The following is a 24,127-nucleotide window of genomic DNA, read 5'->3' as shown; positions in this document are numbered from 1 at the left end:
GGACGGACCTGCCGGTGAGGAGCCGAGACAATGCTTTCCTTCATCGCCAAACGCCTGCTCTCGGGCGTCCTGCTGCTCATCGTGGTGTGCAGCGGCACCTTCTTCCTCGCGCACGTCGCCATCGGGGACCCCACCCCCGGGCTGCTCGGCAACAGCGCCACGGCCGCCCAGCAGGAGGCGCTGCGCGCCAAGATCGGCTACGACCGGCCGCTGCTGACCCAGTTCTGGGACTGGGTCTCGCACGCCGCCACCGGTGACTTCGGCACCTCGTGGCGCAGCTTCCAGCCCGTGGGCGACCAGCTCGCGCTGCGGGTCCCGGTGACGCTGTCGGTGGTCGTGTTCGCGACCGTGCTCGCGGCCGTCATCGGCGTCGCGGTCGGCATCGCCTGCGGCCTGCGCCCGGGCGGCCTGCTCGACCGCGGCCTCAAGCTGGCCTCGGTGGTGCTGTTCGCGCTGCCCGGCTTCTGGGTCAGCCTCGTGCTGGTCACCTGGTTCGCCATCGAGCTGCGCTGGTTCCCCGCCATCGGCTACGTCTCCCCCGAGGTGTCGGTCAGCGGGTGGCTGAGCTCGATCACGCTGCCCTCGGTGTCGCTGGCGCTCGGCGCGATCGTCATGGTCGGCGAGCAGCTGCGCAACGGCTTCCTGCAGGTCAACAACCAGGACTTCGTGCGGACCCTGCGGGCGCGCGGGCTGTCCAGGCGCCGGGTCACCACGCACGTGCTGCGCAACGCGTCGCCGTCCGCGCTCACCGTGCTGGCGCTGATGTTCGTCGGCCTGCTCGGCGGCGCCATCGTCGTGGAGATCGTGTTCAACCTGCCCGGCATCGGCAGTCTCACCCAGTCCGCCTCGCAGATCGGGGACATCCCGGTGCTGCTCGGGCTGACCGCCGTGACCGTGGTGTTCGTCGTCCTCGTCAACTTCCTGCTCGACCTCGTGCTCGGGTGGGTCAACCCGAAGGTGCGCGAGCGATGACCACAGCCCCGTTCCCCGCCACCCTGGCGCCCGTGCGGCGGATCTCGCTGCTGCGCCGCTACCTGCGCCGACCGCTCGGCGTGGTCGCGCTGGTGGTGCTGCTGCTCGTGGTCGCCGCCGCGGTCCTGGCGCCGTGGTTGGCGCCGTTCGACCCGAACTTCGTCACCTTCAAGATCGTGCACGCCGAACCGGGCAACGGGCACCTGCTCGGCGGCGACTCCGCGGGCCGCGACATCCTCAGCCGCCTGCTCTACGGCGCGCGGACCACGCTCTACGGCGCGGTGATCACCTGTGTCGCCGGTCTGGTGCTCGGTGTCCCGGCAGGCGTGAGCGCGGGCTACTTCGGCGGGGTGACCGACCGGATCTGCTCGTGGATCAGCGACGCGCTCCAGTCGATCCCCGGCATGATCGTGCTGCTGGTGGTCGCGGCGGGCACCGGCCAGTCGTTCCCGGTCCTGATGGTCGCCCTGGGCGTGTTCATGGCGCCCGGCTACTACCGGATCAGCCGGGCGCGGGCGATGGCGGTGCGCAAGGAGCCCTACATCGACGCCGCCCGCGTCGCCGGGGTGACCAACCCGCGGATCCTGCGCACGCACATGATGCGCGCGGTGTACGCGCCGATCGTGGTGCAGACGGCGCTGACCGCGGGCATCGCGATCGGCATGCAGGCGGGCCTGCAGTTCCTCGGCATCGGTTCGGCGTCCACGCCGAGCTGGGGCCAGATGATGAACGACGGCTTCAACACCATGCTCACCTTCCCGAAGATCCTGCTCTGGCCCTCGATCGCCCTCGGCGTCACCATCGCGGCGCTGGCGTTCATCGGGTCGACGCTGGCCGACCTGATCAGCATCCGGGCCGAGCAGCCGAGCAAGCGGTCCAGGGCCAGGGTGCGGCACGAGCTGGCGGCGCCCTCGGCGGCCGAGCTGTCCGACCGGGTGGCGAGCGGGTCGCACGAGCACGCGCTGGAGGACTGCGCTCTGCGGGTGGAGAACCTGCGGGTCGGGTACGCCACCCAGAGCGGGGTCAAGGAGGTCGTGCGCGGGGTGTCGCTGGACGCGGCGCCCGGCGAGGTGCTCGGGATCGTGGGCGAGTCGGGGTCGGGCAAGACGCAGACCAGCTTCGCCGTGCTCGACCTGCTGCCCTCGGGTGGTACGGCGGTCGCGGACGGGATCTGGATCAGCGGGCGCGAGGTCAGCAAGCTGTCCTCGGCCGAGCGGGCCGCCCTGCTGGGGCGCTCCATCGGGTACGTCCCGCAGGAGCCGCTGTCCAACTTGGACCCGTGCTACACCATCGAGCACCAGCTGGTCGAGCCGCTGCGGTACGTGCACGGGCTGTCCAAGGCCGACGCGCGGGCCAGGGCTCGGGAGGTGCTGGTCCGGGTGGGCATCACGGACCCGGAGCGGGTGCTCGGGTCGTACCCGCACCAGATCTCCGGCGGCATGGCGCAGCGCGTGCTGATCGCGGGGGCGGTGTCGGGCAGGCCGTCTGTGCTGGTCGCCGACGAGCCGACCACCGCGCTGGACGTGACGGTGCAGGCCGAGGTGCTGGAGCTGCTGCGGGAGCTGCAGCAGGAGTACGGCATGGCGCTGGTGATCGTGACGCACAACTTCGGTGTGGTCGCCGACATCTGCGACCGGGTCGTGGTGATGAAGGACGGTCGGATCGTGGAGACCGGGCGGGTGGAGCAGATCTTCCGCGCCCCGGCGCACCCGTACACCGCCGAGCTGATCAGCGCCTCGCTCGACGACGTCGAGGGACGCGACGAACTGGACCGCGCACTCGCGCACGCGGGCGGAGAGGACGACGCACGATGACCGCAGATTTCGCGCCGCTGTTGTCGGTGCAGGACCTGGTTGTCGACTACCGGCTCGCCCGCAAGGTCCGGTTCCGCGCGCTGAAGGGGGTCTCGATCTCGGTCGGGGCCGGGGAGTGCGTGGGACTGGTCGGGGAGAGCGGTTCCGGCAAGTCCACTTTGGGCAGGGCGCTGCTGGGGTTGACCCCGGTGGAGTCGGGTCGGATCACCTTCGACGGGCAGGACATCACGCACGCGCGCGGTGCGGCTCGTCGGCGGTTGGCCAACGACATCCAGGTGGTGTTCCAGGACCCTTACGGCTCACTGGATCCGACGATGACGGTGGGCGAGGTCCTGGCCCAGCCGCTGGAAGTCGCAGGCACGACACGGGTCCAGGCCCGGGCCACGGTCGCCGAGATGCTGGACCGGGTGCGGCTGCCCTCGGACTCGGTGCACCGGTACCCGAGCGAGTTCTCCGGCGGTCAGCGGCAGCGCATCGCCATCGCGCGGGCGCTGGTGCGCCGCCCCCGGCTGATCGTGTGCGACGAGCCGGTGAGCGCGCTGGACCTGACGACGCAGGCCACGATCCTGGAGCTGTTCATCGACCTGCAGCGCGAGACCGGGGTGTCGTACCTGTTCGTCTCGCACGACCTCGGGGTCGTCCGCCGGGTGTGCCACCGCGTGTCGGTGATGTACCACGGCGAGATCGTCGAGTCGGGACCGACCCACACCGTCACCCACGAACCGTCCCACCCGTACACGCGGCGGCTGCTGCTGGCAGCACCCGTCGCCGACCCGGCACGCCAAGCCGAACGCCGGGCCGCCTGGCTCGGCCTTCGCGAGTCGGCGTGACACCGAGCTCAACCGGAGCACCACCATGCCGAAGGTCATCGACCATGATCAGCGGCGCCGGGAGATCGTCGAGGTCGCCAAGCGGCTGATCGCCGCTGGCGGCTTCGAGGCAGCCACGATGCGCAGCATCGTCACCGCGGCCGGTTTCGCCAATGGCGCCCTCAAGCACTACTTCGCGAACAAGGACGGCATCATCGCGGCCACCTTCGAGAGCGTGCTGCGCGAGACCGACACCCGGGTGTCCACACTGGACCCCTCGGCCAGCCCGGCCGACGCGCTGCGCGGTTTCGTCGAGGCGGCGATGCCGCTGGACGAGCACCGGATCACCTCGGCGCGGGTGCTGCTGGTGCTGTGGGAGCACTCGGTCGCCAACCCGGACCTCGCCAGGCAGTACCGAGAACTCCTCACCGCCTGGCGAGCCGAGCTGACCCGCCGCATAGCCGCCGCCTGCACCCAGGGCCGAACCCCGGAGTCGCCCACCGTGGGCACCCTCGCCGACGAGATCATCTCCGTCACCATCGGCGCCAACGTGGCCAGCCTCATGCACCCCGTGGGCGACCTGATAGACCGCTACAGCGACTACGTGGACAGCGTCCTGACCCGCATCGCCGCATAGCCCTTCCTGGCCCCGCCGTGCCCCCTCACGGGCACGGCGGGCCATTCACGCGCCGGAGTCCCCCTGGCACGCTGACCGCACGCACCATCCGCACCTTTGGCAAGATCGCACTGGAACCACTCGCCTTCAGACGCCTACTGCCCAGCGGCCCTCTTGCACTTCAGTGGCCTTCCTCCTCCCCAGCGGCCTTCTTGCACTCCAGCGGTCCTCTTACACTCCAGCGGCCCTCTAGCGCCGAAGCAGTCTTGTTACGCCGAAGCGGCCCAGTTGTGTCGAAGCGACCCTGTTACGCCGATGCAGCCTTGTTGCGCCAAAGCGGCCCTCCTGTCCCACTCCGAGTCGCTTCGCGCGCGCACGCCAGTCCGGCCCCAGCCCCCACCCTCTCCGGGGGGCGTCCCAGTGCCAGTCTATCGGCACCCCCCGACAGGCGATCTTGAAAACAGCCCCGACAAGATCTAGATGTGGATAACTTCTGTCGCTGGGACGGGTGAACGTCGGCGGACCCCACCGGAAGCAACAGCCGCTTGAGACGATCGTCGTTTGTGTCTACGCTCGTAGAATGACCAACGCACTGCCGACCACCCGCACCGCGTCCACCGCCGGGGTTTCCGGCCCGCCTGTCGTGCTCGTGCACGGGTTCGCGAGCAGTGGGGACATCGACTGGCCTGCCGAGCGGTGGGCCGACGTGCTCACCGAGGCGGGGCGGGAGACCGTGGTGGTGCACCTGCCCGGGCACGCGGGCGGGCCTGCTGTCGGGTCGCCCGATGAGGTGACGAGCGCGCACTTGATCGCGAGGTTGGCCGAGGGGATCGGCGGCGGGGAGGTCGACCTGGTCGGGTACTCGCTCGGGGCGCGGCTGGCGTGGGACCTCGCGAAGGCGATCCCGGTGCGCAGGCTCGTGCTCGGTGGGCTGAGCCCGATGGAGCCGTTCGCCGCGGTAGACCTCGCGGTCGCCAGGGCCGCTGCCGCGGGTGGGCCGCAGCCGCAGGACATGCTGACCGGGATCATCACCCACCTGGTGACCACCCCCGGCCAGGACACCGCGTCCCTGCTCAACCTCGTCGAGGGCCTCGCCCGCGAACCGTTCGACCCCGCCGCGGGCGCCCCCCAGGTCCCCACCCTGTTCCTCGCGGGCCAGGAGGACCCGATGGCCCAGGGCATCGACCACCTCGCCGCCCAGGTCCCCGACGCCAAGCTCCAGCACATCCCCGGCGACCACGTCGGCGCCCTGGCAGGCCCCGACTTCCGCGCCGCCGTCCTAGCCTTCCTCGGGCTCTGACGACAGACAGGAGCTGACGACGGGAGCGCGTCACCCCCGCTGGACCCGGTCAACGTTCACCGTCAGGCCTCCGCGAGCGCCTGCCACGACCGCCCGAGTCCCCCGTCCACCGACACCGTGAGCCAGGTGCCCTCCGCGACGACCCGCACCCGGTGCCTGACCCGGAAGTCCGGACCGGGCACCGACTCCACACCCTTGCCGCGCCGGGGTTGGATGTCGTCGGCGACCAGCCGGCTGTACCGCCATCGGTAGCGCCAGGCTCCCGTCACAGGCCCCACCGGCGAGGCGCCAGCGTACCTGGTACGGAGCAATGCCGGTGCCCGGCGGCGCGGCCGTGAAACCATCCCGAGACCTGCGGTGTACCCGGAGGGCGGGGTGGTGGCTGTGGCGAGGGGCGGGCGGTGCCGTGGACGACGATGGCGGGTTGGTCGTGCGGTCGGTCGCGGGCGAGTTGGGGGCGTTCGAGGTGTTGGTGCGGCGGTACCACGGGGTGGCCTGCCGGGTGGCGGCGTTGGCGGGGGCCGGGGCGGACTGCGAGGACGTGGTGCAGGAGGCGTTCGTGCGGGCCTTCGACCACCTGGCCGGGTTCCGGGTCGGGGAGCCGTTCCGGCCGTGGCTGCTGCGGATCGTGGTGAACCAGGCGCGGAACCTGCACCGGACGCGCACGCGGCGGGACCGGGTGACCGGGCGGGTGGCGGTGCTGCGGGAGTCGGTGGACGAGGTGGTCGGGTCCGGGGACCCGCACCGGACGGCGGAGGCCGCGGAGCGGAGCCGGGTGCTGTGGTCGGCGCTGCTCGGACTGCCGGAGAAGGACCGGCAGGTGCTGGGGTGCCGCTACCTGCTCGGCCTGACCGAGGCGGAGACCGCGCAGGTCCTGGGCTGGCCGCGCGGCTCGGTGAAGTCACGCGCGTTCCGGGCCCTGGCCCGGCTGCGGGCGGTGGTCCCGGTGTCACTGGACCAGCGGCTCGACGACGGGGTGCGCGGCCATGCGTGACGACGACCTGATCACCGAACTGGCGACGGCGGAACAGCACCTGCGCCAACCCCCGAATGACCCGGCGGTGGCAGCGATCATGGCCCGGGTCGCCGCGAGGACATCGAGCAACACCGGCAAGGCGGCCCACTCGTGGAAGCCGAGCGGACCGACCAGGACCAGGACGCCCACCGGATCACCCCGGTCCGGGTTCACCGTCGCTCCGCAACCGGGTCGAGCCGTGGTGGCCCGTGTGGGGAGCGTGCCGGTCGGGGCCAGGAAAGGGGTGTGGTCGGTCGCCGCGGCGGTGGCGGTGCTGGCGGTGGGGGCGAGCGCCCTGGTGTTGGGCGTGGTGGATCGACCTGGGCAGGTGGTCGGCGCTGGGAGCCCGACCATCGCCGTCGCACCCGAGAGCACGTCCGAGGACGGGTGCGAGGCAGTGGCGATCGACGAGTTCGTCCCGGTTCCGGACGCCGCGACGGTTGGGTGGGTGTTGCCGTCGAGCCCGTCGCTGGGAGAGCTCACGGGCGTGTACTGGCGGTTCGGCGATACGGCGATGATGACCGCGATGTACCAGGTGGGCGGCGCGCGGGTGGTCGTCGAGCGCTACTCCCCCGCCGTGGGCCGACCGTACGCCGAGCCCGATCACCCGACGGCAGAGGAAGACGTGATCATCGGCCGACACCTGGCCACCTGGACACGAGCCCCTCGGACGAACTCCTACCCGGTGGTCTACACCAGCAAGGGCGGCCGAGCATTGGAGGGCGTCGTCATCTGCAAGGGTTCCCGCCTCACCTGGACCAGTGGCGGCTACACCTACGCGATCAGCGGCCCGGTCGGCGAAGAGGTGCTACTGAGCATGGCGAACGTGTTCCTCGGCGACTGAGGGAACCTTCCGGGACCGGCGGCCGACCGGTGGGCCATGGGTGGGGCGCGGGTTTTGCTGCTGGTGGGCGGGTTCCTGGTCAACGTGGGGACCTTCGCGGTGTACCCGTACCTGGCCGTGGTGTTGCGGGATCGGCTCGGGGTGGGGATGGCGCAGGTCGGGGTGGTGCTCGGGGCGGCCATGCTGGTGCAGTTCGCCAGTGCGCCGGTGACGGCGGCGGTGGCTGAGCGGGTGGGGCTGAAGCGGGCGATGGTGGTCGCCACCGCGTTGTACGCCGTGGGTGCGGTGATGTACCTGGGTGGGCCAGTGGTGTTGGGGCTGTTCCTGAGTTGCGCGGCGGGTGCGCTCTACTCCCCCGCCTATCGCGGGTATCTCGCGCACTCGGCGTCTGCGGACGAGCGGCCGCGGTTGGTGTCGGCGGGGAACGCGGCGGGGAACCTGGGGATCGCGGTCGGGCCGGTGGTGGGGGCGGTGTTCCTGGACGACCCGGGGCGGTTGTTCGCGATGACTTCGGTCCTGTACGCGGTGTTGTTGGTGGGGCACGCTTTCCTGCGGCCCGAGCACGAGAACGCCGTGGTGGAGCCGTTTCGGCGGGTGTTGCGCGGTTTGGCGGTGACGCCGTTCGTGGTGACGGTGGTGACGCATTACGTCTACATGCAGTTCTACCAGTACCTGGCGGTGTTCGCGGTCGGGCGGCTGCCGATCGCGGGCTACGGCGTGGTGATGATGGGGTACTCGCTGGGGTTGGCGGTGGTGCAGCCGCTGGTCGCGGATCGGGTTGGGCAGGCGCGGTACCCGGTGGCACTGGGGATCGGGTTTTCCTTTGTGGGACTGGGAATGGTGGCGTTCGCCGGTGGGACGGTGGGGAGCATCGCGGTGGGGGCAGCGGCGATGAGCGTCGGGACGGCGGTGCTGTTCCTCAAGAACGACCTGGAGGCGCTGGCGCGGTCGACCCGGTCGGCCACGGTGACCTTCGGGCAACAACGGCTGGCGGCGGGGTTCGGGGCGTTCCTCAGCGGGGTCGTCGGCGGTGCGGTGTATGGGGTCTTCGAGTCGGTGGCCTGGTTGCCGGGGTTCTGGCTGGTCATCGCGGCGCAGTGCGCGGTGCTTCCGCCGTTGGTGTTGCTGGGGCGGGCTTCTCGTAGACGGTGACGTACATTCCCTCGCCGCGGAAGGGTTCTCGTTCCCAGCCGGACCAGCGGTGGCGTGGTCGCAGGCCCGCGATGCGCGCCATCAGGTCGAGTTCGGCGGGCCAGGCGTAGCGCATGGAGACCGGGGCCAGGCGGATGCCCGCGCCGCTGATGAGGACGTGGTGGCCGTCGAAGCGCTGGTTGAGCGGGTCGTGGCGGACGGTGACCAGGCGGACGTGGTCCAGACCCACGTCGTGGACGTCCACGCTCTGGTTGCGTTGGTAGCGCGCGACATCCGGCACCGGGCACTCCAGGACGAAGCGGCCGCCGGGCAGCAGGCGGTCGGCGACGTTGGTGAAGCAGCGGACCTGCTCGTCCTGGGTCATCAGGAAGAAGAAGGTGCTGAACACGACGAACACCATCGCGAACCGGTCGTCGGTGCCCGGGTCGACATCGGCCATGTCCCCGATGGCGACCGGGATCCGCTCGCCGCCCGGCTTGGCCCGCAGCCGCGCCACCATGGCCGCCGACGCGTCGATCCCGCGCAGGTCGATCCCGCGCGCCGCCAACGGGATCGTCACCCGGCCGGTGCCGACCGCCAGCTCCAGCACCGGTCCCGGCGGGCCGGTGGCGATGAGGTCGGCCAGGCACCGGACCGCGTCCGCCGGGTCCAGGTGCGCGTGCCACTCGTCGTACACGTCGGCGTTGAGCTCGCCGTAGGTCTCCGGGCCGTAGTGCTCCATGCAACGCCCTCCCGAACGTCGGCAACCACGGCACAAGTCGGCGCGCGGGCCACGGGAGTTCCCGGGAACCCGCCGCGGTCGCCGTCCGACTTCCTCGTGGGTGGGCGATCCACCGGAGGGAGGGACCGTGGGCAAGGGCGCGGTGGCGGCGGTGTTCGCGCTGCTGGTGGTCCTGGTGCTGGCCGTGGTGGTAGTGCTGATCACGCAGGGGTCGGTGGCGATCCCGCTCGGCGAGGTGGTCCGGGTGCTGACCGGGCGCGGCGCGGAGTCGGAGATCACCAGGACGATCGTGCTGGACGCCCGGCTGCCCAAGGTCGTCGCCGGGCTGCTGGCGGGGGCGGCGCTCGCGGTGGGCGGGACGCAGATGCAGACGCTGTTCCGCAACCCGCTGGCCGACCCGTTCGTGCTGGGCGTCAGCTCCGGCGCCGTCCTCGGTGCCGCGGTGGTCATCCTGGGCACCGGCGGGGTGGGGTGGCTGGCCGGGCTCGGCGTGGTGAGCCGGCTCGGGGTGACCGGGGCGGCGGTGGCGGGGGCGGCCGCGGTGCTGCTGATCGCGCTGGGCATCGCCAGGCGGGTCGGTGACCCGGTGGTGGTGCTCGTGGTGGGGGTGATGCTGGGGTACCTGGCGGGCGCGATCGTCGACATGCTCGTGTACTACACCGATCCCGACCGCTTGCAGGCGCTGGCGACGTTCACCCGCGGCTCGGTGCGCAACGTGACGTGGGACGAGCTCCAGATCATCTCGATCGCGTGCGCGGTGGTGCTGGGGCTGTCGGTGTACCTGGCGCAGCCGTTGAACGCGCTGCTGCTGGGCGAGCGGTACGCGAGCAGCCTGGGCGTGAACGTGCGCCGCGTGCACTTCCTGTCCCTGGCCAGCGTCGCCGTCCTCTCCGGCATCACCACGGCCTACTGCGGCGCCATCGGCTTCGTCGGCCTGGCCGCCCCGCACCTGGCCCGCGGCCTGCTCCGCACCGCCGACCACCGCCTCATCCTCCCCGCCAGCGCCCTCATCGGCGCCGCGATCGTCCTGGTGGCCGAATACATCGCAGGCGGCAACGGCCTGACCAGAACCTCCCTCCCCCTCAACTCCGTCACCGCCTTCGTCGGTGCCCCGGTGATCCTCTGGGTCCTGCTCTCCGGCCGATCCCGAAAGCAGGCGCGATGAGCGGGGGCCCGGTGTTGGCGACGGAGGGGTTGGTTGTGGGGTATCGGCGGCGGGGGCGGGAGGTTGTGGTGCTTCGGGGGGTTGAGTTGGCGGCCAGGGCAGGTGAGTTGGTTGCGGTGGTGGGGCCGAATGGGGCGGGGAAGTCGACGTTGTTGCGGACGGTGGTTGGGGCGCAGGGGGCGTTGGCGGGGCGGGTGTTGCTCGGTGGGGAGGATGTTGGGGGGCTTTCGGCCAGGGAGCGGGCTCGGCGGGTGGCGGTGATGTTGACCGAGCCGGTTGACGTGGGGTTGATGAGCGTCGAGGCCGTGGTGGCGTTGGGGCGGTTGCCGTACCGGTCGTGGCTGGGTGGGCGGGGGGAGCGGGATCAGGAAGTGGTCGACCGGGCGCTGGTCGACGCGGGGGTCGGGTCGTTGCGGGACCGGGTGCTCAGCGACCTGTCGGACGGGGAGCGGCAGCGGGTGATGCTGGCCAGGGCGTTGGCGCAGGAGCCCGCCGTGCTGGTGCTGGACGAGCCGACCGCCTTCCTGGACGTGGCGCGGCGGATCGAGTTGGCGGCGGTGTTGAGCAGGTTGGCGGCCACCAGCGGGATGGCGATCGTGCTGTCCACTCACGACCTCGGGTTCGCCCTGCGCCGCGCCGACCAGGTCTGGCTCGTGCGAGGGCAGTCGGTGACCGCCAGCGCGCCCGAGGACCTCGCGTACAGCGGCGCCATCGCCGACTGCTTCGCGGGCGAGAACATGACCTTCGACGACGCCGCGGCCACCGTCGTGGTCGCCGACAACAGCACCCCCGGCGCGACCGTGCGGGTCGACGCCGAGGGCCGACTGCGGCACTGGGCCGAGCACGCCGTCCGGCGGGCCGGGTGCACACCCACCACAGGGGACTCCAGCCTCACCCTGAAGATCGAGCCGGACGCCCGCTGGTGGGTCGACGGCGCCGAGGGCGTCGGCTTCGGCGCGCTCGTCACCCACCTCAGGAAATCCGGGAGCACCGCACGGTGAAGAAGCTCATCGTCTTACTGGCTCTAGCCCTCGCAGGTTGCACGACAGCAGGACCGACAACAACCGGAGACGCCCAGCAAGGTTGCGTGACCGACTACGCCGAGGGCCGCGACTACTTCCCCGACAAGAGCACCGTCGACGAGTCGGAGCTGTGGGACATCAGCTACCACAACTCGTACAAGACCATCACCCTGACCGACACCGAGACCACCACCGGCACCAAGCTCACATACGTCCTCTACCAGTGCGGAACCCCACAGCCCAAGGCCGCCGGAGACCTGGAAGGCGCCCTGTTCGTCCAGGTTCCCGTCACGAACGTCGCGGTGACGTCGTTCAACGCGCTGGCGATGGTCGACCGCCTCGGCAAGAGCGCCAGCATCACCGGCCTCAGTGGACAGTTGCTCGACAACGCCAAGAAGGACCCCTGGTACGACGGCGTGGTCAAGTCCGCCGGGCAGCCGGTGTCCGTCGGCGAGTACACCGACCTCGACAAAGAGGCGCTGCTCGGCGGCAAGACCCAGGCCATCCTCATGTCCGGTTTCGGCCAGGGCTTCGACGACATCTCGAACGCCCGCGCGGCCGGGTTGCCCGGGATCAGCGTGTCCAACCGGATGGAGCGGCACGCCCTGGCCTCCGCCGAGTGGATCAAGATGGTCGGCGCCTTCTACAACGCCGAGGCCGCCGCGAACGCCGAGTTCGACAAGATCAAGTCGCGCTACGACGAGGTGGTGCGCACGGTCTCCGGCAAGATCGACAACCGCCGGGTCGGCTACCTGTGCGTCACCCCGGAGCGCGGCTGCGAGTTCGTCTACGGCCACGGCGCCGAGACCCTCGTCGGCAGGCTGTTCACCCAACTCGGCGTGACCAACGTCTTCGCCCGCGACAACGGCGCCCCCAACGGCAAGCCGTACGACTTCGAGGCGGGCGTCGGCGCGGGTGCGGACGCGGACTTCTTCGCGGTGTACGACCCGATGAAGATGACCCTCGACACCCTCAAGGCCGACCCCAGGATGGCCCGGTTCCGCCCGTTCCGGGAAGGCACCTTCATCGCGGGCGTCGACAAGAACTTCGAGGAGTGCCGCGCGAAGACCTACCTCGATGTCGACGTGCTGATCCGCGACCTCGCCATCGGCCTCGCGCCGGAGCTGTTCCCCGGCGCGAGCGGCACCTGCTTCACCCGCCAATGACCCCGTGGCGGGCGGTGACCACAGGGGTGACACCGCCCGCCGCGGCCAACGCGCGGTGCAGCGCGATCTCCGCGGTCGGTCCCTCGGCGAGGACGATCCCGGTGCAGGACCGTTGGTCGGCGAGGTGTTCGACCGCCTGCCCGGGCTCCGCGGTCGGGTACCACTCCGGCGCGCCCGGCAGTCTCGACAATCTGTCCAGACCGGACCAACTCTCCAGAACACCTGGCGCTGAGGGGTACAGCAGCACGAACCCGGTCGCGCGGTGCACCGGTCGCGGCTCTCGGTCGAGCAACGCGGGGTGCTCGCCCAGCGCCATCGCCACCATGTCCTGGTAGACGTTGGTGTCGAGCGCCCGGCACAGCGCCTCACCGACCAGAGCGCCGCCGATCCGGGGGTTGATCTCCACGACCTCAGGCCCATCTGCGGTGAGGACGAACTCGGTGTGCGCGAAGCCCTGCTCGAAACCAGCGACATCGAGCACACGGCCGATCCACAGCCTCAGTCCGTCCAGTTCGGCGTCTGGGAAAGCGACCGGGAACGCGGCGGCCTCTTCGCGGCGTACCGGTTCTGGCGAGAGTTGCCTGCTCATCACGCCGAGCAGCCTCGTGCGGCCGCGCCAGGTGATGGTTTCCGCGCTGTAGAGCGGCCCTTCGAAGTACGGCTCCGCGATGAGGTGCCCCTTCAACGGCGTACCAGCGGCGAGCCGCACTGCCTCAGCCAGCTCGTCCGGCGTGCGCACCAACCACACCCCGCGCGACGATGTCCCCGCAGAATCCTTGACCACCAGAGGAAACTCGCCTGCCGTGAAGGGATCCAGCGGGCCGCCCCGGCTGAGCCCGTGCTCGTGCAGCCGAGCCCGCACGGCACCTTTGTCCCGCAACACCCGCACAGCGTCAGCCGATGGACCCGGCAGCACCAACCTGGCGGCCAGCTCGGCACCGGGGATCGCCCACGTGTCCGTCGAGCTGATCAACCCGGCGAGATCGGGGATGTCCCGCAACGCGGCCTCGCACGCCGCCACGTCAGTGGTGTCGATGTCCACCACTCGCACCCGGGAGCCCACTGTGGACAGTTCATGCCGGTAGATCGACCGGTCCCCCGTCAGCAGCACCAGGTCGTGCTTGGCCGCAGCCGCGGCGTCGGCCAACCTGCCGAGCCCGAACGTCAAGGCCTCCAACAACACGACCGTCACAGCACGGCGTCCTTCCGTCGACGTTCCTGCGCCGGTACCCGGACACCGCGCCGCGCCCACTCCATAGTGGACCACGGCATCGCCAGGTCACCGAGGTCGCTGATCACCAGCGGTGCCAGACCGGTCGGGTCGAGGGCCTCGCGGTGGCGGGTGAAGACGCGCTGGGTGTAGCGGTGGCCGGTGTCGGCGCCGATGACCAGGTGGGTGCGGTCGGGGGTGTTGCGCGCCTCCCACGAGGCGACCAGGTGCGCGGCGCCGGTGGACAGGCCCGCGAACACGGCGTGGTCGCGCACGAGGGCGACGGTGGCGGCCATGGCGTGCTGGAAGTCCAGCCAGTGCACCTGGTCGTAGAGGTCGTGGTGGACGTTGTCGAACGGGATGGCGCTGCCGATCCCGGCGATGATGGCGTCGGGGTCGGTGAACCGCTCGCTGCCGAACGTCACGCTGCCGAAGGGCTGGACGCCGACCAGCCGCACCCCGGGGTCGTGGCGGCGCAGCGCGCGGATCAGGCCGCCGGTGGACGCCCCGGTGCCGACGCTGCCGACCACCGCGAGCCGGGCGCCGGGCAGGGCGTGCCGCAGGAGTTCGGCCAGTTCGGCGTAACCGAGGTGGTGCACCGGGTCGTGGTACTGCCGCATCCAGTGCAGGCCTGGCTCCCGGGCCAGCAGCTCGCGGACCCGGGCGACGCGGCGGTTCTGGTCGAGCCGCAGGTCGTCCGATGGCGGCATCTGGTCCACTGTGGCGCCGAGGATCTCCAACTGGGCTCGGGTCGCGTCGTCCACGGTGGTGGACGCGACGATGTGGCAGCGCAGGCCGTAGCGGTGGCAGGCCATCGCCAGCGCCAGGGCGTAGATGCCGCTGGAACTGTCCACAACGGTCTGGCCAGGCCGGATCGCGCCGGTGTCGAGCAGGTGCCGCAACGCGCCGAGGGCGGCGTAGACCTTGAGCGTCTCGAACCTGATCAGCACGACGTTGGGCGCGAGGCGGACCAGGGCTGGGGTCTTGACCGCGTCGGTGATGTGCTCGTGGACGTCAAGCACGGGTGCCCCGCACGATCAGCCGCCGGGCGTGGTTGTCGTAGGGCGACCCGTCGAAGTCGCCGAAGCACTCGACCTCGGTGAACCCGGCCGCCTGGAACAGCGCCCGCAACTCGGCCGCGCTGTAGAGGACGCAGTGGATGGACGTGCGCCGGATCTCGGTGCCCCGCACGTAAGTCCAGTCGGTGCGCAGCCGGGTCCAGTCCTCGAGGATGGTGTCGCGCATGAAGACCGTGCCGCCGTCGACGTCCACGGCCTGCGGGCGGCCGACCCAGCCGGCCAGGACTTCCTTGCCCAGCACGTCGACCAGCATCCTGCCGCCGGGCACGAGGCTGGCGTTGGCGTTGCGCAGCACGGCGAGGTTGTCGCCGGGGTCGGTGAAGTAGCCGAACGAGGTGTACATGTTGACCACCAGGTCGTAGCTGTCGCGCTCGACGAACTCCCGCATGTCGGCGCGCACCAGCCGGGCGGTCACCCCGGCCCGCTCGCAGGCGGCCCGCGCCAGCGCGAGCATCGCCATGCTCAGGTCGACCCCGGTGACCTCCGCGCCCTGGGCGGCCAGCGGCACCACGTGCGTCGCCGGACCGCAGGCCAGGTCCAGCACCCGGTCACCCCCGGCGACCTTGAGCAGCGGCGAGGTCGCCACCAGCCGTTGCGCCTCCGCGGCCCGCCGCGGCGGGAACATCACGTCAGCGAACCCCACCCAGACGTCGTCGTCCTCGTACCAGCCCATGTCCGCTCCCCGCCTGCTCGGCCGTCCCCTACAGGTCGTCGCCGCACGGCGGCGGGTTCCCGGGGTCCACCGACCGGAACTCCGCGCGGTGCCGGGCCGACCACTGGTGGTGACGCCGTTCGCTGCGACCACCGGGGGACCGCCGATGCGACCCGCACGCCAGTACCCGTTCCGCGAGCCGACCGCGCTGGAGCTGGAACCCGAGTACGCCCACCTGCGCGCGCACGAGCCGGTGAGCCGGATCTCGCTGCCGCACGGGGGTGAGGCGTGGCTGGTGGTGCGGCACGAGGACGTGCGGGTGGTGCTGGGCGACCCGAGGTTCAGCCGGGCGGCGCTGCTGGACCGCGACGTGCCGCGCACCTCGCCGCGCAGGCTGACCGACCCGACGCTGCACACCATGGACCCGCCGGAGCACAACCGCTTGCGCCGCTTGGTGTCCGGCGCGTTCAGCCCGCGTCAGCTCGACCGGTTGGCCTCGCACGCTTCTCGGGTGACCGAGGAGTTGCTCGACCGGGTGGCGGAGCAGGGGCCGCCCGCGGACCTGGTGGCGGGGTTGGCGGTGCCGCTGCCGGTGTCGGTGATCTGCCACCTGCTGGGCGTGCCGCTGGCGGACCGGGATCGGTTCGCCTCGTGGGTGGACGTCGCCCTGGCCACCACGGCGTTCCCGGCCGCGGAGATCCACGCGGCTTTCGCGGCGCTCAAGGAGTACCTGGCTTCGCTGGTCGCGCTGCGGCGGCGGGAGCCCGCGGACGACCTGCTCGGGGCGCTGGTGGTGGCCCGCGACCAGGACGGCGGGCTGAGCGAGGACGAACTGGTGGTGCTGGGGGTGACGCTGCTCTACGCGGGCCTGGAGACGACGTCCAACCACATCGGCAACTTCGTCCACACCCTGCTGGCGCACCCCACCGAGCTGGCCCGGCTGCGCGCCGACCCCGCTCTGCTCGACACGGCGGTGGACGAGCTGCTGCGGCTCACGCCCACGGTCACCTCCGCCGGTTTCACCCGCATCGCCCTGGAGGACGTCCCCCTGGGCGACGTCGTGATCCACGCGGGCGACGCGGTCATGGTCCACCTCGACGCCGCCAACCGCGACCCCGGCGTGTACCCGCACCCGGACGACCTCGACCTGACCCGCAGACCCAACCCCCACCTGGCCTTCGGCCACGGCCCCCACTACTGCGTCGCCGCCCGACTCGCCAAGGCGGAACTCCGCATCGCCCTCGGCGCCCTACTCCACCGCTTCCCCACACTCCGCCCCGCCGAACCCACCACCCTCCACTGGCGCCAAGGCCGCATGGTCCGCGGCCTGGACCGCCTCCTGGTCACCTGGTGACCGCGCCGCCGGGGGCTTGGTCGGCCAGCAGACTCCACCGCCTGGGCAGGCGTGCCGAGCACGGTCAGCGGGAGCTGGGTGAGACCAGTCAGCCGATGATGCTGAGGCGGACGGTGAAGCCGGTGGTGTCGTGGGTGTGCAGGACGTGGGTGCAGAGTTGGTGGGCTATCCAGAGGCCGTAGCCGCCGCCGCGGGGGGAGGGGGTGGGGATGAGGCCGGCGAAGGGGTCGGTGGGGCCGGGGCCCGCGTCGTGGACGGTGACGACCATGTGGGCGGGTTCGGTCCAGGCGCGCAGGTGGATGGGGGCGGTGCCGTGGGTGTGGGCGTTGGTGACGACCTCGCTGACCGAGACCACCAGGTCGTCGAGGGCGGCGGGCGCCACGGTGCGCACGGCGTGCAGGGCGGCGCGGGCGGTGGCGGGCATCGGGTCGACCAGGTCGACCGCGGGCGCGGTGAACTGGACCGGGAGCGGCTCGGCGCGCTGGGGGCGGCGCAGGAACGACGACGGGTCCACGAAGGCCGGGTTGCGGGGGTGGTCGCCGCGGGGGTCGGCGAGCAGCGGGTGGGTGCTGAGCACGTCGGCGACGACCTCGGGGGCGAGCTCGCGGGTGTCGTAGGTGCACATGGTGCTGACGGGGAAGCGGTCGAAGGCGCGGTTCACGGCCGCCTCGTACCGCGACCACACATCCCACTCCTGCTCCATCGCGGCGGGCGGCAGCGCCCCGAGCACCCGGACCGCGCCGACGCCGTCGAGCAGCGTGGTGAACAGGTCGCAATAGGACTTGATGGACAGCGCGGGCCGCGCGTACTGGCCGCCCGCGGGCAAGGTGGTCACGGCATCGGGGCGGTCGAGCTCGGCGAGCACCAGGTCGGCACGCGCGGGGTCGAGCGCGATCACCACGGCGTCGCCCCGCTCGACGCCCTCGGCCAGGAACGGGACGGCGCTGTCGAGCAGTTCCCGGTCGCTGGCGTAGCACAGCGCCGTGTGCACGTAGCCCGGCGCGCTGTCCGCACTCACCTCGACCCACACCTCACGATCGCCGAACCCGGATCACCGTCGCACAGTCCAGGAGTGCCACCTCCGGACCGGACCGAACCCACTGTACGGGGGCGCACACCCCGACCAGTACCGATGCGCCACCCGACCGGGGGGGGATCCTTGATCAACCCGAGCGGCGCGGGAGCGGGTGCGCGCGGCACCGGCTGGCTAGGCTGCCCGGCGTGCCCGAGACCCCCGGCTCCACCGATCGCGTGAGCGTGCTGGAAGCGATCACCGACGTCGGGTTGCGGCAGATGGAGCTGGAGGAGTCGCTGCGGGTGCTGCTGGCCAGGGTCCGCGACGCGTTCGGCGTGGACACCGCCACGATCCTGCTCTACGACAGCGCGGCCGAGCGGCTGCGGGTGCACGCCACGGCGGGCCTGGAGGAAGAGGTCCTGCACGGGGTGACCGTCGAGCTCGGCGCCGGGTTCGCGGGCCGGGTCGCCGCGACCAGGGCGCCGCTGGTCATCGACCGGGTGGACGCCACGACGGTGGCCAACCCGCTGCTGTGGCGGCGGGGGCTGCGGGCGCTGCTGGGCGTGCCGATCCTGGCCCGCGAGGACCTGGTCGGGGTGCTGCACGTCGGGTCGACCGGCACCAGGGCGTTCACCGAGGCCGACACCCACCTGCTGCGGCTGGTGGCCGACCGGGTGGCGCTGGCCATCCAGGCGGAGCTGACCAGCGCGGAGCGGGCCGCGACCACCGCGCTGCAGCGCAGCCTGCTGCCCACCCGGTTCCCGGTGGTCGACGACCTGCGCTTCGCCGCCCGCTACGTGCCCGGCGCCACGACCGGCGTCGGCGGGGACTGGTACGACGTGTTCGAACTGCCCTCGGGCCGGATCGGCGTGGCCATCGGGGACGTCTCCGGGCACGGCCTGGCCGCCGCGGTCGTGATGGGCAGGTTGCGCAGCGCGCTGCGGGCGTACGCGCTGGAGAACGACGACCCGGCCGAGGTGCTGACCAAGCTGCACCGCAAGGTGTCGCACTTCGAGAAGCGCAGCATGGCGACCGTCGCCTACGCGGTGGTCGACCGCCGCACGCGCCGGGTGGCGCTGTCGTCGGCGGGCCACCCGCCGCCGGTCATCGCGGTGCCCGGCGCCGCGTCGGCGTTGGTCGACGTGCCGCCGGACACCCCGGTCGGCCTGGGGCTCGGTGCCGGGCGGGCGCGGCGCACCACGGTGATCGACCTGCCCGACCGCGCGGTGCTCGCCTTCTACACCGACGGCCTGGTCGAGCGCCGCCGCGAGCCGATCGACCCGTACCTGGACCGCCTGACCGAGGCCGTCACCCCGCAGGACCCGGACACCGTCTGCGCCCAGGTGATGGAGGCGCTCGTCGGCACCGACCCGACCCAGGACGACATCGCGCTGCTGGTCATGCGGGCGTGCCCGGTCTGAGGACCATTCGCCGAATGCGGGCCCGCATGAGCGCGGTCTGAAGAATAGGCCAATCGGCGGAAACAATCAGGGCCAATCCAGTCGAAATGCCATTTCAGGGACTTGCGCAGGCGCCCTAAGACGGCAATCCTCGGCATTTTCATACCGGTCACTGGAGGTTACGCAGGGTTCCACACCCGCCTTGCGGCACACCACGCGCCCAGCACCAGCGCCGTGACGATCCGTAGCACAACCCGTCCGAGTGATAACACTTAGTAGCCAAACGGCCGCGTTCGCCACCCGTGACGACCCGAATCCGCAGCGGTTCGCGAATCCCCAGTCCCGACCGGGAGAGGCGTCGCGAAGATGGTCTATGCTCGCCCGTCGTCCCCGACGGACAACCCTCCAGGGGGAAAGAATGGCGAACAGTTCTCCGGATTCGCGAATCGCGAGCCACGGCCAACTCGGCACCGTCGCGCGGATGATCGCGGACGGGTCGTGCTCGGTGCTCTCGCTCGACGTGTTCGACACGGTCCTGTGGCGGCGCGTGCCCAGACCCACCGACCTGTTCGCCGTGCTGGCCGCGCACCTGCGCTCGACCGGGCAACTGCCCGCGTGGATCGGTGACGCCGCCTTCCGCAGGATGCGCATCGCCGCCGAGCAGACCGCGCGGGCGCGGCGGGAGTCGCTCGGCCGGGAGGTGTCGCTGTTCGACATCTGGGCGGCGATGCCCGCCACGGTGGTCGAGCCGGTCGGCCTGGCCGAGCTGGTGGCGGCCGAGGTGCGGGTGGAGCGCGCGTTCACCGTCGTCGACCTCGACATCGCCGCGCTCATCGGCGCGGCGCGCGACAACGGCATCCCCCTGGTGCTGGTCTCCGACACCTACTTCACCGAGGAGCACCTCGAGCACCTGCTGGACCGGCCCGAGATCGGGTCGCTCGCCGACGCGCGGGTCTTCCGGTCCCACCAGCACGGGGTGGACAAGGCGCACGGCCTGTGGGAGGTCGTGCTCAGCGACCTCGGCCGCACCGCGGGTCAGGTGCTGCACATCGGCGACAACCCGATCGCGGACATCGAGGCCGCGGGCAGGCTCGGTCTGCGCACCGTCCACTACGAGCGGGTGGACCCCGAGTTCCAGCAGGTCATCGAGCGCGAGGCCGAGACGCTGGACTCGTTCGGCCCCTTCGGCGAGCTGGTCGACCCCGCGCACGGCGACTTCGGCCTGACCACGCTGCGCGCGCGGACCCTGGGGGCGCGCGCGGCGTCGGAGCCGACGGCGGTGGAGACGTCGTGGCGCTACGGCGCGGCGGTGCTCGGGCCGGTGCTGACCGGGTTCGCCGAGTGGGTCGCGGCCAAGGCGCACGAGGCGGGCACGCCGGTGGTGTGGTGCCCGATGCGCGAGGGCGAGCTGCTCTCGGTGATGATCGACAACGCCGCGCGGGCCAGGGGATGGGCCGTGCGGGCCAAGCCGGTGTGGCTCTCGCGGCACGTGGTCTCGGTCGCCACGCTCGATGCCGAGGAACCCGAGGCGGTGCGCGAGTTCCTGCGGCCGCGCCACGAGCTCACCGTGCGTCAACTGCTGGAGACGTTGCACCTGCTGCCCGGCGACGTGCCCGAGCTCGTCGGGTCGCTGGACGAGATGTTCGACAACGAGCACACCATCAGCACGGTGTGCGCCGCGCTCACCGGGACCGCGCACCTGCGCAACCGGCTGGCGGTCGTGGTCACCGGGGCCCGCGAGCGGTTGGTGCGGTCGCTGCGCGAGGCGGGGGCGCTCGACGGCGACGAGCTGACCCTGGTCGACATCGGCTGGGGCGGCACGATCCAGCTCCAGCTCTCCAGGCTGCTGCACCGGGTGGGCATCGACATCGAGCCCGCGGGGCTCTACCTGGCCACCAACGAGCGGTGCACCCCGGTGCTGCTGGCCGGTCTGCGGGTCGAGGGCTACCTCGGGCAGGCCGGGCACCCGCGGGAGGTGATCGCCGCGGCCAGCCGCAGCCCCGAGGTGCTCGAGCAGTCGATCAACGCGCTGTGCGGCTCGCTGATCGACTTCACCGAGGGCGGCGAGCCGGTGCTCGGCCCCGTCGCGGGCAACGCCACGCAGCTCACCGAGCGCCGGGCCGTGCAGGACGGCATCCGCGCGTTCCAGGAAAACTGGTACCGCTACGTCGCCACCGACAAGAACTGGCCGCTGCTGACCACCGCGGCGCCGCGGCTCGCCGCCATCCTGACCGCCGTGCTGCGGACGCCGACCGCGCGGGAGGCGGCGGTGCTGGGCAACTGGCAGCACGACGACAACTTCGGTTCCGCCGTCGTCACCAGGCTGATCCCGCGGGACCTGGTGCAGGCCATCCCGTACCTGTCCCCCAACGACCTCGACGACCTGCACATGCGGGACTCGTTCTGGCCGTCGCTGCTGGCCGCGTCGGACCGCAAGCTCGCAGCCGCGGCGCGGGCGGTTGCCTCGGGGTCGTTGGACCCGGCGGTGTTCGAGCCGTCCGGCAAGCCCTTCGAGACGCACCTGCGGTACCGGGCACGCGACGAGGTCTGGCACGACGGCCCCCGTCGCCGGGTGCGGATCAACCACAACGGGCTGTCGTTCGCGCGGATGGGGTTCGCGGACGAGGGCATCACGCACGTGTCCCTGGCGATCCCCGGCCGCCCCGCCCTGGTGCGGGTGGACTGGATCGAGGCGCGGGTCATCGCGGGTCGCGACCGGGTGCCGAAGGTGCTGCGGTGGGACGACCCGGCGGACTTCGCCGACCTGACCTTCGCCGAGTGCACCTGGCTCGGCGGCAACCTCGTGGAGTTCGACTTCCCGTACTCCGCGGTGTGGTTACCGCTCGCGGAGCGCGCCGGGGGCACGGTGTCCTCGGGGCAGGTGACGATCGGGTTCGCCATGCTGCCGCAGCCGGAACCGACGATCGGTCCCCGTCTGGCCGCGGCCGCCCCCCGGCCGCGGGTGGCGGACCGGCTCGTCGCGCAGTACCGCACCCGCGGACCGGTCGGGGTCATCACCGGCGCGGCCAGGGTCGCGGCCAGGAAGCTGACCGGCGAGCGGTGATCACCGGGACCTGTCGGTCCCATCCACGCCCGCGGTGGGGGGTCTGTTCCTGAGGACCCGGACCGCGTAGATGGCGGCGCTTGTCGTGAGGAAGGTGGCGGTGAGCAGGAGCCAGCGGGTCAGGAAGGGGGTTTGGGTGAGGCCGGTGGCGGTGTGGAAGGTCTCGGCGCCTTGGCGGGTGATGCCGGGGAGGAACATGAGCAGGAGCAGCGCCGAGGCCAGCAGGGGCGCGCGGATGTGGTTGACCAGTGGGACGCGGGTGTCGAGGCTGGTGATCGCGCGGTCTGCCGCGGTGTAGGCGGGGAAGAGGACCAGGTCGTGGGCGATCGCGGCGGTGAGGAACCAGGTGGCCATTCGGGGGAGGCTGGGGTCGTCGGCGATGCGGGTGATGGCGTAGACGGTCACCGCGAAGCTCGCCAGGAGTGTCGCGGCGTGCCAGGGGCCGTGGGCGTGGGGGCGCGTCATGCCAGGAACTCGATCGAGCGGACCCACTTGGTGTTGTGCACACCGGGCAGGGCGGGGACGATGACCCGCGCGGGGTAGCCGTGGTCCGGGGACAGGTCGGCGCCGTTGACCCGCAGGGCGAGCAGCGCGTCGGGGTCGAGGACCTGGTTTCCCTGCAGCATCGCGGAGTTGAAGCCGCCGTCGCGTTCGCATGACCGGACGCGGGCCGCAGTGGGTTCGTCCACTCCGGCCAGGCGCGCCAGGTCGCGGAGTCGGACGCCGGTCCACTCCTGGGTTGTGGACCACCCTTCGACGCAGGCGACCGGCAGCGTGGCGGTGTGTTGGGGCAGAGCGGCCAGGCGCGCGCGGTCCAGGGCGACGCGGGTCGCGCCAGCCAGCTGGAGAGTCCACATAGGACCTATGTCGCTCGCGGTGATGCCCGCCGCGGCCGCGGTTCGGTTGACCGGGAAGCCGTTGGGGCCGTCGCCGGGGTCCAGGCCGCGGGGCACCAGCAGGGCGAGCGGCCTCAGCCAACCGACGGTCTGCCCGACTGTGAGCACCCCGACGAGCGCCGACCCACCGGCGACCATGCCGAGCGCGCCGCGCCTGCTGATCGTCGGCTTGGTGGGGGTGGTGGCGACCAGACCGCCGTCTTGCGGTTCCTGTTGGGTGTCGGCTCTGGAGGTGCGCAACTCCGTGCGGAGCGACCGGGACTTGAGCGCGGCGACCAGTGCCGGGAACTTGATCACGAGGTGGGCGGCGAGCGCGGCGATGAAGACCCAGGCGCCGTAGTAGTGGGCGGTGTAGAAGCTGAAGCCGAAGACGTAGTCGTACTGGATGTTCAGCAGGCCGGTGCCGATCTCGAACAGGATCGAGCCGACCAGCAGCAGGACGGACAGGCGCTCCAGCAGGTGCTTCACGGAGCGGACCGGCGGCCAGGCGAACAGTCGCGGTAGGACAGACCACAGCTTGGCCAGCACCACCGGGACCAGGACCAGACCGAGGCCGACGTGCAGTCCCTGGGTGAGTTGGTAGAGCCACGCGGGGTGGGTGGGCCAGTCGAACACCGGCAGCCGCAACCAGCCGACGTCACCCGGGATCGCTTGGCCGAACTGGGGCCCGTAAGCCATGTAGGACAACAACCCCGTGGCGACGACGATCGGGAGCGTCACGAGGAGCACGAGCCCGAACACGGCCGTCAACCACGGGCCGCGCAACGGACTCCGCCACCGCTCGGGTCGCAACGGCCACCGATCCCGCAGCCACCCCGTGGCCCGCTCCCGGAGAGTCACGCCTCCCTCGGGACGCGACCG

General features: G+C 71.7%; 22 protein-coding genes. 14 read left to right on the top strand and 8 right to left on the bottom strand.

The window, feature by feature from the left end:
* The first annotated feature begins 30 nt into the window (after positions 1-30).
* The 5 genes from BMY07_RS03115 (at position 31) to BMY07_RS03095 (ending at position 5,511) form a co-directional block, all read left to right on the top strand.
* Positions 31-972 carry an ABC transporter permease gene (locus BMY07_RS03115; protein WP_092774834.1) on the top strand — a complete coding sequence of 314 codons (942 nt, stop codon included), beginning with the start codon at positions 31-33 and terminating at the stop codon, positions 970-972.
* Positions 969-2,786, top strand: coding sequence for a dipeptide/oligopeptide/nickel ABC transporter permease/ATP-binding protein (locus BMY07_RS03110; RefSeq protein WP_092774833.1), 1,818 nt, complete (start codon positions 969-971; stop codon positions 2,784-2,786). Before BMY07_RS03115 ends, BMY07_RS03110 begins: the two co-directional genes overlap by 4 nt.
* The gene (locus BMY07_RS03105) at positions 2,783-3,616 is read left to right on the top strand and encodes an ATP-binding cassette domain-containing protein (RefSeq protein WP_092774832.1); all 834 of its coding nucleotides are present in this window, start codon (positions 2,783-2,785) and stop codon (positions 3,614-3,616) included. The genes BMY07_RS03110 and BMY07_RS03105 overlap by 4 nt, the downstream gene beginning before the upstream one ends.
* Before the next feature lie 25 nt (positions 3,617-3,641).
* The gene (locus tag BMY07_RS03100) at positions 3,642-4,232 is read left to right on the top strand and encodes a TetR/AcrR family transcriptional regulator (RefSeq protein ID WP_092774831.1); all 591 of its coding nucleotides are present in this window, start codon (positions 3,642-3,644) and stop codon (positions 4,230-4,232) included.
* A 559-nt stretch (positions 4,233-4,791) separates the two neighbouring features.
* The gene (locus tag BMY07_RS03095; RefSeq protein ID WP_092774830.1) at positions 4,792-5,511 is read left to right on the top strand and encodes an alpha/beta fold hydrolase; all 720 of its coding nucleotides are present in this window, start codon (positions 4,792-4,794) and stop codon (positions 5,509-5,511) included.
* Positions 5,512-5,573: 62 nt separating this feature from the next.
* Here the strand turns inward: BMY07_RS03095 and BMY07_RS03090 are convergent, their stop codons facing one another.
* Entirely contained in the window at positions 5,574-5,780 is a 207-nt protein-coding gene (locus tag BMY07_RS03090; protein WP_092774829.1) for a hypothetical protein, read from the bottom strand.
* A 137-nt stretch (positions 5,781-5,917) separates the two neighbouring features.
* Between BMY07_RS03090 and BMY07_RS03085 the strand changes: the two genes are divergently transcribed.
* The 3 genes from BMY07_RS03085 to BMY07_RS03070 are packed head-to-tail and all read left to right on the top strand — an operon-like array spanning position 5,918 to position 8,522.
* Positions 5,918-6,505 carry an RNA polymerase sigma factor gene (locus BMY07_RS03085; RefSeq protein ID WP_218150570.1) on the top strand — a complete coding sequence of 196 codons (588 nt, stop codon included), beginning with the start codon at positions 5,918-5,920 and terminating at the stop codon, positions 6,503-6,505.
* Complete coding sequence (locus BMY07_RS03075; RefSeq protein WP_143073320.1) at positions 6,498-7,370, top strand: hypothetical protein; 873 nt, start codon at positions 6,498-6,500, stop codon at positions 7,368-7,370. Before BMY07_RS03085 ends, BMY07_RS03075 begins: the two co-directional genes overlap by 8 nt.
* Before the next feature lie 36 nt (positions 7,371-7,406).
* Positions 7,407-8,522, top strand: coding sequence for an MFS transporter (locus BMY07_RS03070; RefSeq protein WP_092774825.1), 1,116 nt, complete (start codon positions 7,407-7,409; stop codon positions 8,520-8,522).
* Here the strand turns inward: BMY07_RS03070 and BMY07_RS03065 are convergent.
* Positions 8,455-9,243, bottom strand: coding sequence for a class I SAM-dependent DNA methyltransferase (locus tag BMY07_RS03065; protein ID WP_092774824.1), 789 nt, complete (start codon positions 9,241-9,243; stop codon positions 8,455-8,457). The two genes, BMY07_RS03070 and BMY07_RS03065, sit on opposite strands and share 68 nt — an antisense overlap.
* 127 nt (positions 9,244-9,370) lie before the next feature.
* Here BMY07_RS03065 and BMY07_RS03060 point away from each other — a divergent pair, with 127 nt between their 5' ends.
* From BMY07_RS03060 to BMY07_RS03050, 3 genes are all read left to right on the top strand, one after another.
* Positions 9,371-10,408, top strand: a complete 1,038-nt coding sequence (locus BMY07_RS03060; protein ID WP_245782162.1) for a FecCD family ABC transporter permease — start codon at positions 9,371-9,373, stop codon at positions 10,406-10,408.
* The gene (locus BMY07_RS03055; protein ID WP_092774822.1) at positions 10,405-11,409 is read left to right on the top strand and encodes an ABC transporter ATP-binding protein; all 1,005 of its coding nucleotides are present in this window, start codon (positions 10,405-10,407) and stop codon (positions 11,407-11,409) included. The genes BMY07_RS03060 and BMY07_RS03055 overlap by 4 nt, the downstream gene beginning before the upstream one ends.
* A gap of 86 nt (positions 11,410-11,495) precedes the next feature.
* Entirely contained in the window at positions 11,496-12,596 is a 1,101-nt protein-coding gene (locus BMY07_RS03050) for an ABC transporter substrate-binding protein (protein ID WP_245782161.1), read from the top strand.
* Here BMY07_RS03050 and BMY07_RS03045 read toward each other — a convergent pair.
* From BMY07_RS03045 to BMY07_RS03035, 3 genes are read right to left on the bottom strand one after another with little or no spacing between them, the layout of a single operon-like run.
* Positions 12,583-13,788, bottom strand: a complete 1,206-nt coding sequence (locus BMY07_RS03045; protein WP_092774821.1) for an ATP-grasp domain-containing protein — start codon at positions 13,786-13,788, stop codon at positions 12,583-12,585. The two genes, BMY07_RS03050 and BMY07_RS03045, sit on opposite strands and share 14 nt — an antisense overlap.
* Positions 13,785-14,828, bottom strand: coding sequence for a cysteine synthase family protein (locus tag BMY07_RS03040; RefSeq protein ID WP_092774820.1), 1,044 nt, complete (start codon positions 14,826-14,828; stop codon positions 13,785-13,787). Before BMY07_RS03040 ends, BMY07_RS03045 begins: the two co-directional genes overlap by 4 nt.
* Complete coding sequence (locus BMY07_RS03035) at positions 14,821-15,558, bottom strand: class I SAM-dependent methyltransferase (RefSeq protein ID WP_092774819.1); 738 nt, start codon at positions 15,556-15,558, stop codon at positions 14,821-14,823. The genes BMY07_RS03040 and BMY07_RS03035 overlap by 8 nt, the downstream gene beginning before the upstream one ends.
* Positions 15,559-15,703: 145 nt before the next feature.
* Between BMY07_RS03035 and BMY07_RS35820 the strand changes: the two genes are divergently transcribed.
* Positions 15,704-16,891, top strand: coding sequence for a cytochrome P450 (locus BMY07_RS35820; protein WP_092774965.1), 1,188 nt, complete (start codon positions 15,704-15,706; stop codon positions 16,889-16,891).
* A gap of 88 nt (positions 16,892-16,979) precedes the next feature.
* Here the strand turns inward: BMY07_RS35820 and BMY07_RS03025 are convergent, their stop codons facing one another.
* Positions 16,980-17,909, bottom strand: a complete 930-nt coding sequence (locus BMY07_RS03025; RefSeq protein ID WP_177215403.1) for a sensor histidine kinase — start codon at positions 17,907-17,909, stop codon at positions 16,980-16,982.
* Positions 17,910-18,112: 203 nt separating this feature from the next.
* On the opposite strand from BMY07_RS03025, the gene BMY07_RS03020 reads away from it, so the two are divergent.
* Both BMY07_RS03020 and BMY07_RS03015 read left to right on the top strand, forming a co-directional pair.
* Positions 18,113-19,327, top strand: coding sequence for a PP2C family protein-serine/threonine phosphatase (locus BMY07_RS03020; RefSeq protein WP_245782160.1), 1,215 nt, complete (start codon positions 18,113-18,115; stop codon positions 19,325-19,327).
* Positions 19,328-19,787: 460 nt separating this feature from the next.
* Complete coding sequence (locus tag BMY07_RS03015) at positions 19,788-22,370, top strand: HAD family hydrolase (RefSeq protein ID WP_245782159.1); 2,583 nt, start codon at positions 19,788-19,790, stop codon at positions 22,368-22,370.
* Here BMY07_RS03015 and BMY07_RS03010 read toward each other — a convergent pair whose 3' ends face one another.
* Both BMY07_RS03010 and BMY07_RS03005 read right to left on the bottom strand, forming a co-directional pair.
* The gene (locus BMY07_RS03010) at positions 22,371-22,835 is read right to left on the bottom strand and encodes a hypothetical protein (protein WP_092774816.1); all 465 of its coding nucleotides are present in this window, start codon (positions 22,833-22,835) and stop codon (positions 22,371-22,373) included. It abuts the gene before it with no gap.
* Positions 22,832-24,106, bottom strand: coding sequence for a molybdopterin-dependent oxidoreductase (locus BMY07_RS03005; RefSeq protein ID WP_245782158.1), 1,275 nt, complete (start codon positions 24,104-24,106; stop codon positions 22,832-22,834). The genes BMY07_RS03010 and BMY07_RS03005 overlap by 4 nt, the downstream gene beginning before the upstream one ends.
* Positions 24,107-24,127 lie beyond the last annotated feature (21 nt).

It is taken from the genome of Actinokineospora terrae (assembly GCF_900111175.1).
Classification (GTDB): Bacteria; Actinomycetota; Actinomycetes; order Mycobacteriales; family Pseudonocardiaceae; genus Actinokineospora; species Actinokineospora terrae.
The sequence above is the reverse complement of the archived record's forward strand: the minus strand, read 5'-3'. Positions and strand labels throughout refer to the sequence as shown.

What these genes read in the sequence shown, in the direction of transcription:
- BMY07_RS03075 (WP_143073320.1), top strand. Translation starts at nt 6,498, where the DNA reads ATGCGTGACGACGACCTGATCACCGAACTGGCGACGGCGGAACAGCAC.
- BMY07_RS03010 (WP_092774816.1), bottom strand. Translation starts at nt 22,835, where the DNA reads ATGACGCGCCCCCACGCCCACGGCCCCTGGCACGCCGCGACACTCCTG.
- BMY07_RS35820 (WP_092774965.1), top strand. Translation starts at nt 15,704, where the DNA reads ATGCGACCCGCACGCCAGTACCCGTTCCGCGAGCCGACCGCGCTGGAG.
- BMY07_RS03065 (WP_092774824.1), bottom strand. Translation starts at nt 9,243, where the DNA reads ATGGAGCACTACGGCCCGGAGACCTACGGCGAGCTCAACGCCGACGTG.
- BMY07_RS03035 (WP_092774819.1), bottom strand. Translation starts at nt 15,558, where the DNA reads ATGGGCTGGTACGAGGACGACGACGTCTGGGTGGGGTTCGCTGACGTG.
- BMY07_RS03055 (WP_092774822.1), top strand. Translation starts at nt 10,405, where the DNA reads ATGAGCGGGGGCCCGGTGTTGGCGACGGAGGGGTTGGTTGTGGGGTAT.
- BMY07_RS03100 (WP_092774831.1), top strand. Translation starts at nt 3,642, where the DNA reads ATGCCGAAGGTCATCGACCATGATCAGCGGCGCCGGGAGATCGTCGAG.
- BMY07_RS03015 (WP_245782159.1), top strand. Translation starts at nt 19,788, where the DNA reads ATGATCGCGGACGGGTCGTGCTCGGTGCTCTCGCTCGACGTGTTCGAC.
- BMY07_RS03115 (WP_092774834.1), top strand. Translation starts at nt 31, where the DNA reads ATGCTTTCCTTCATCGCCAAACGCCTGCTCTCGGGCGTCCTGCTGCTC.
- BMY07_RS03105 (WP_092774832.1), top strand. Translation starts at nt 2,783, where the DNA reads ATGACCGCAGATTTCGCGCCGCTGTTGTCGGTGCAGGACCTGGTTGTC.
- BMY07_RS03070 (WP_092774825.1), top strand. Translation starts at nt 7,407, where the DNA reads ATGGGTGGGGCGCGGGTTTTGCTGCTGGTGGGCGGGTTCCTGGTCAAC.
- BMY07_RS03095 (WP_092774830.1), top strand. Translation starts at nt 4,792, where the DNA reads ATGACCAACGCACTGCCGACCACCCGCACCGCGTCCACCGCCGGGGTT.
- BMY07_RS03110 (WP_092774833.1), top strand. Translation starts at nt 969, where the DNA reads ATGACCACAGCCCCGTTCCCCGCCACCCTGGCGCCCGTGCGGCGGATC.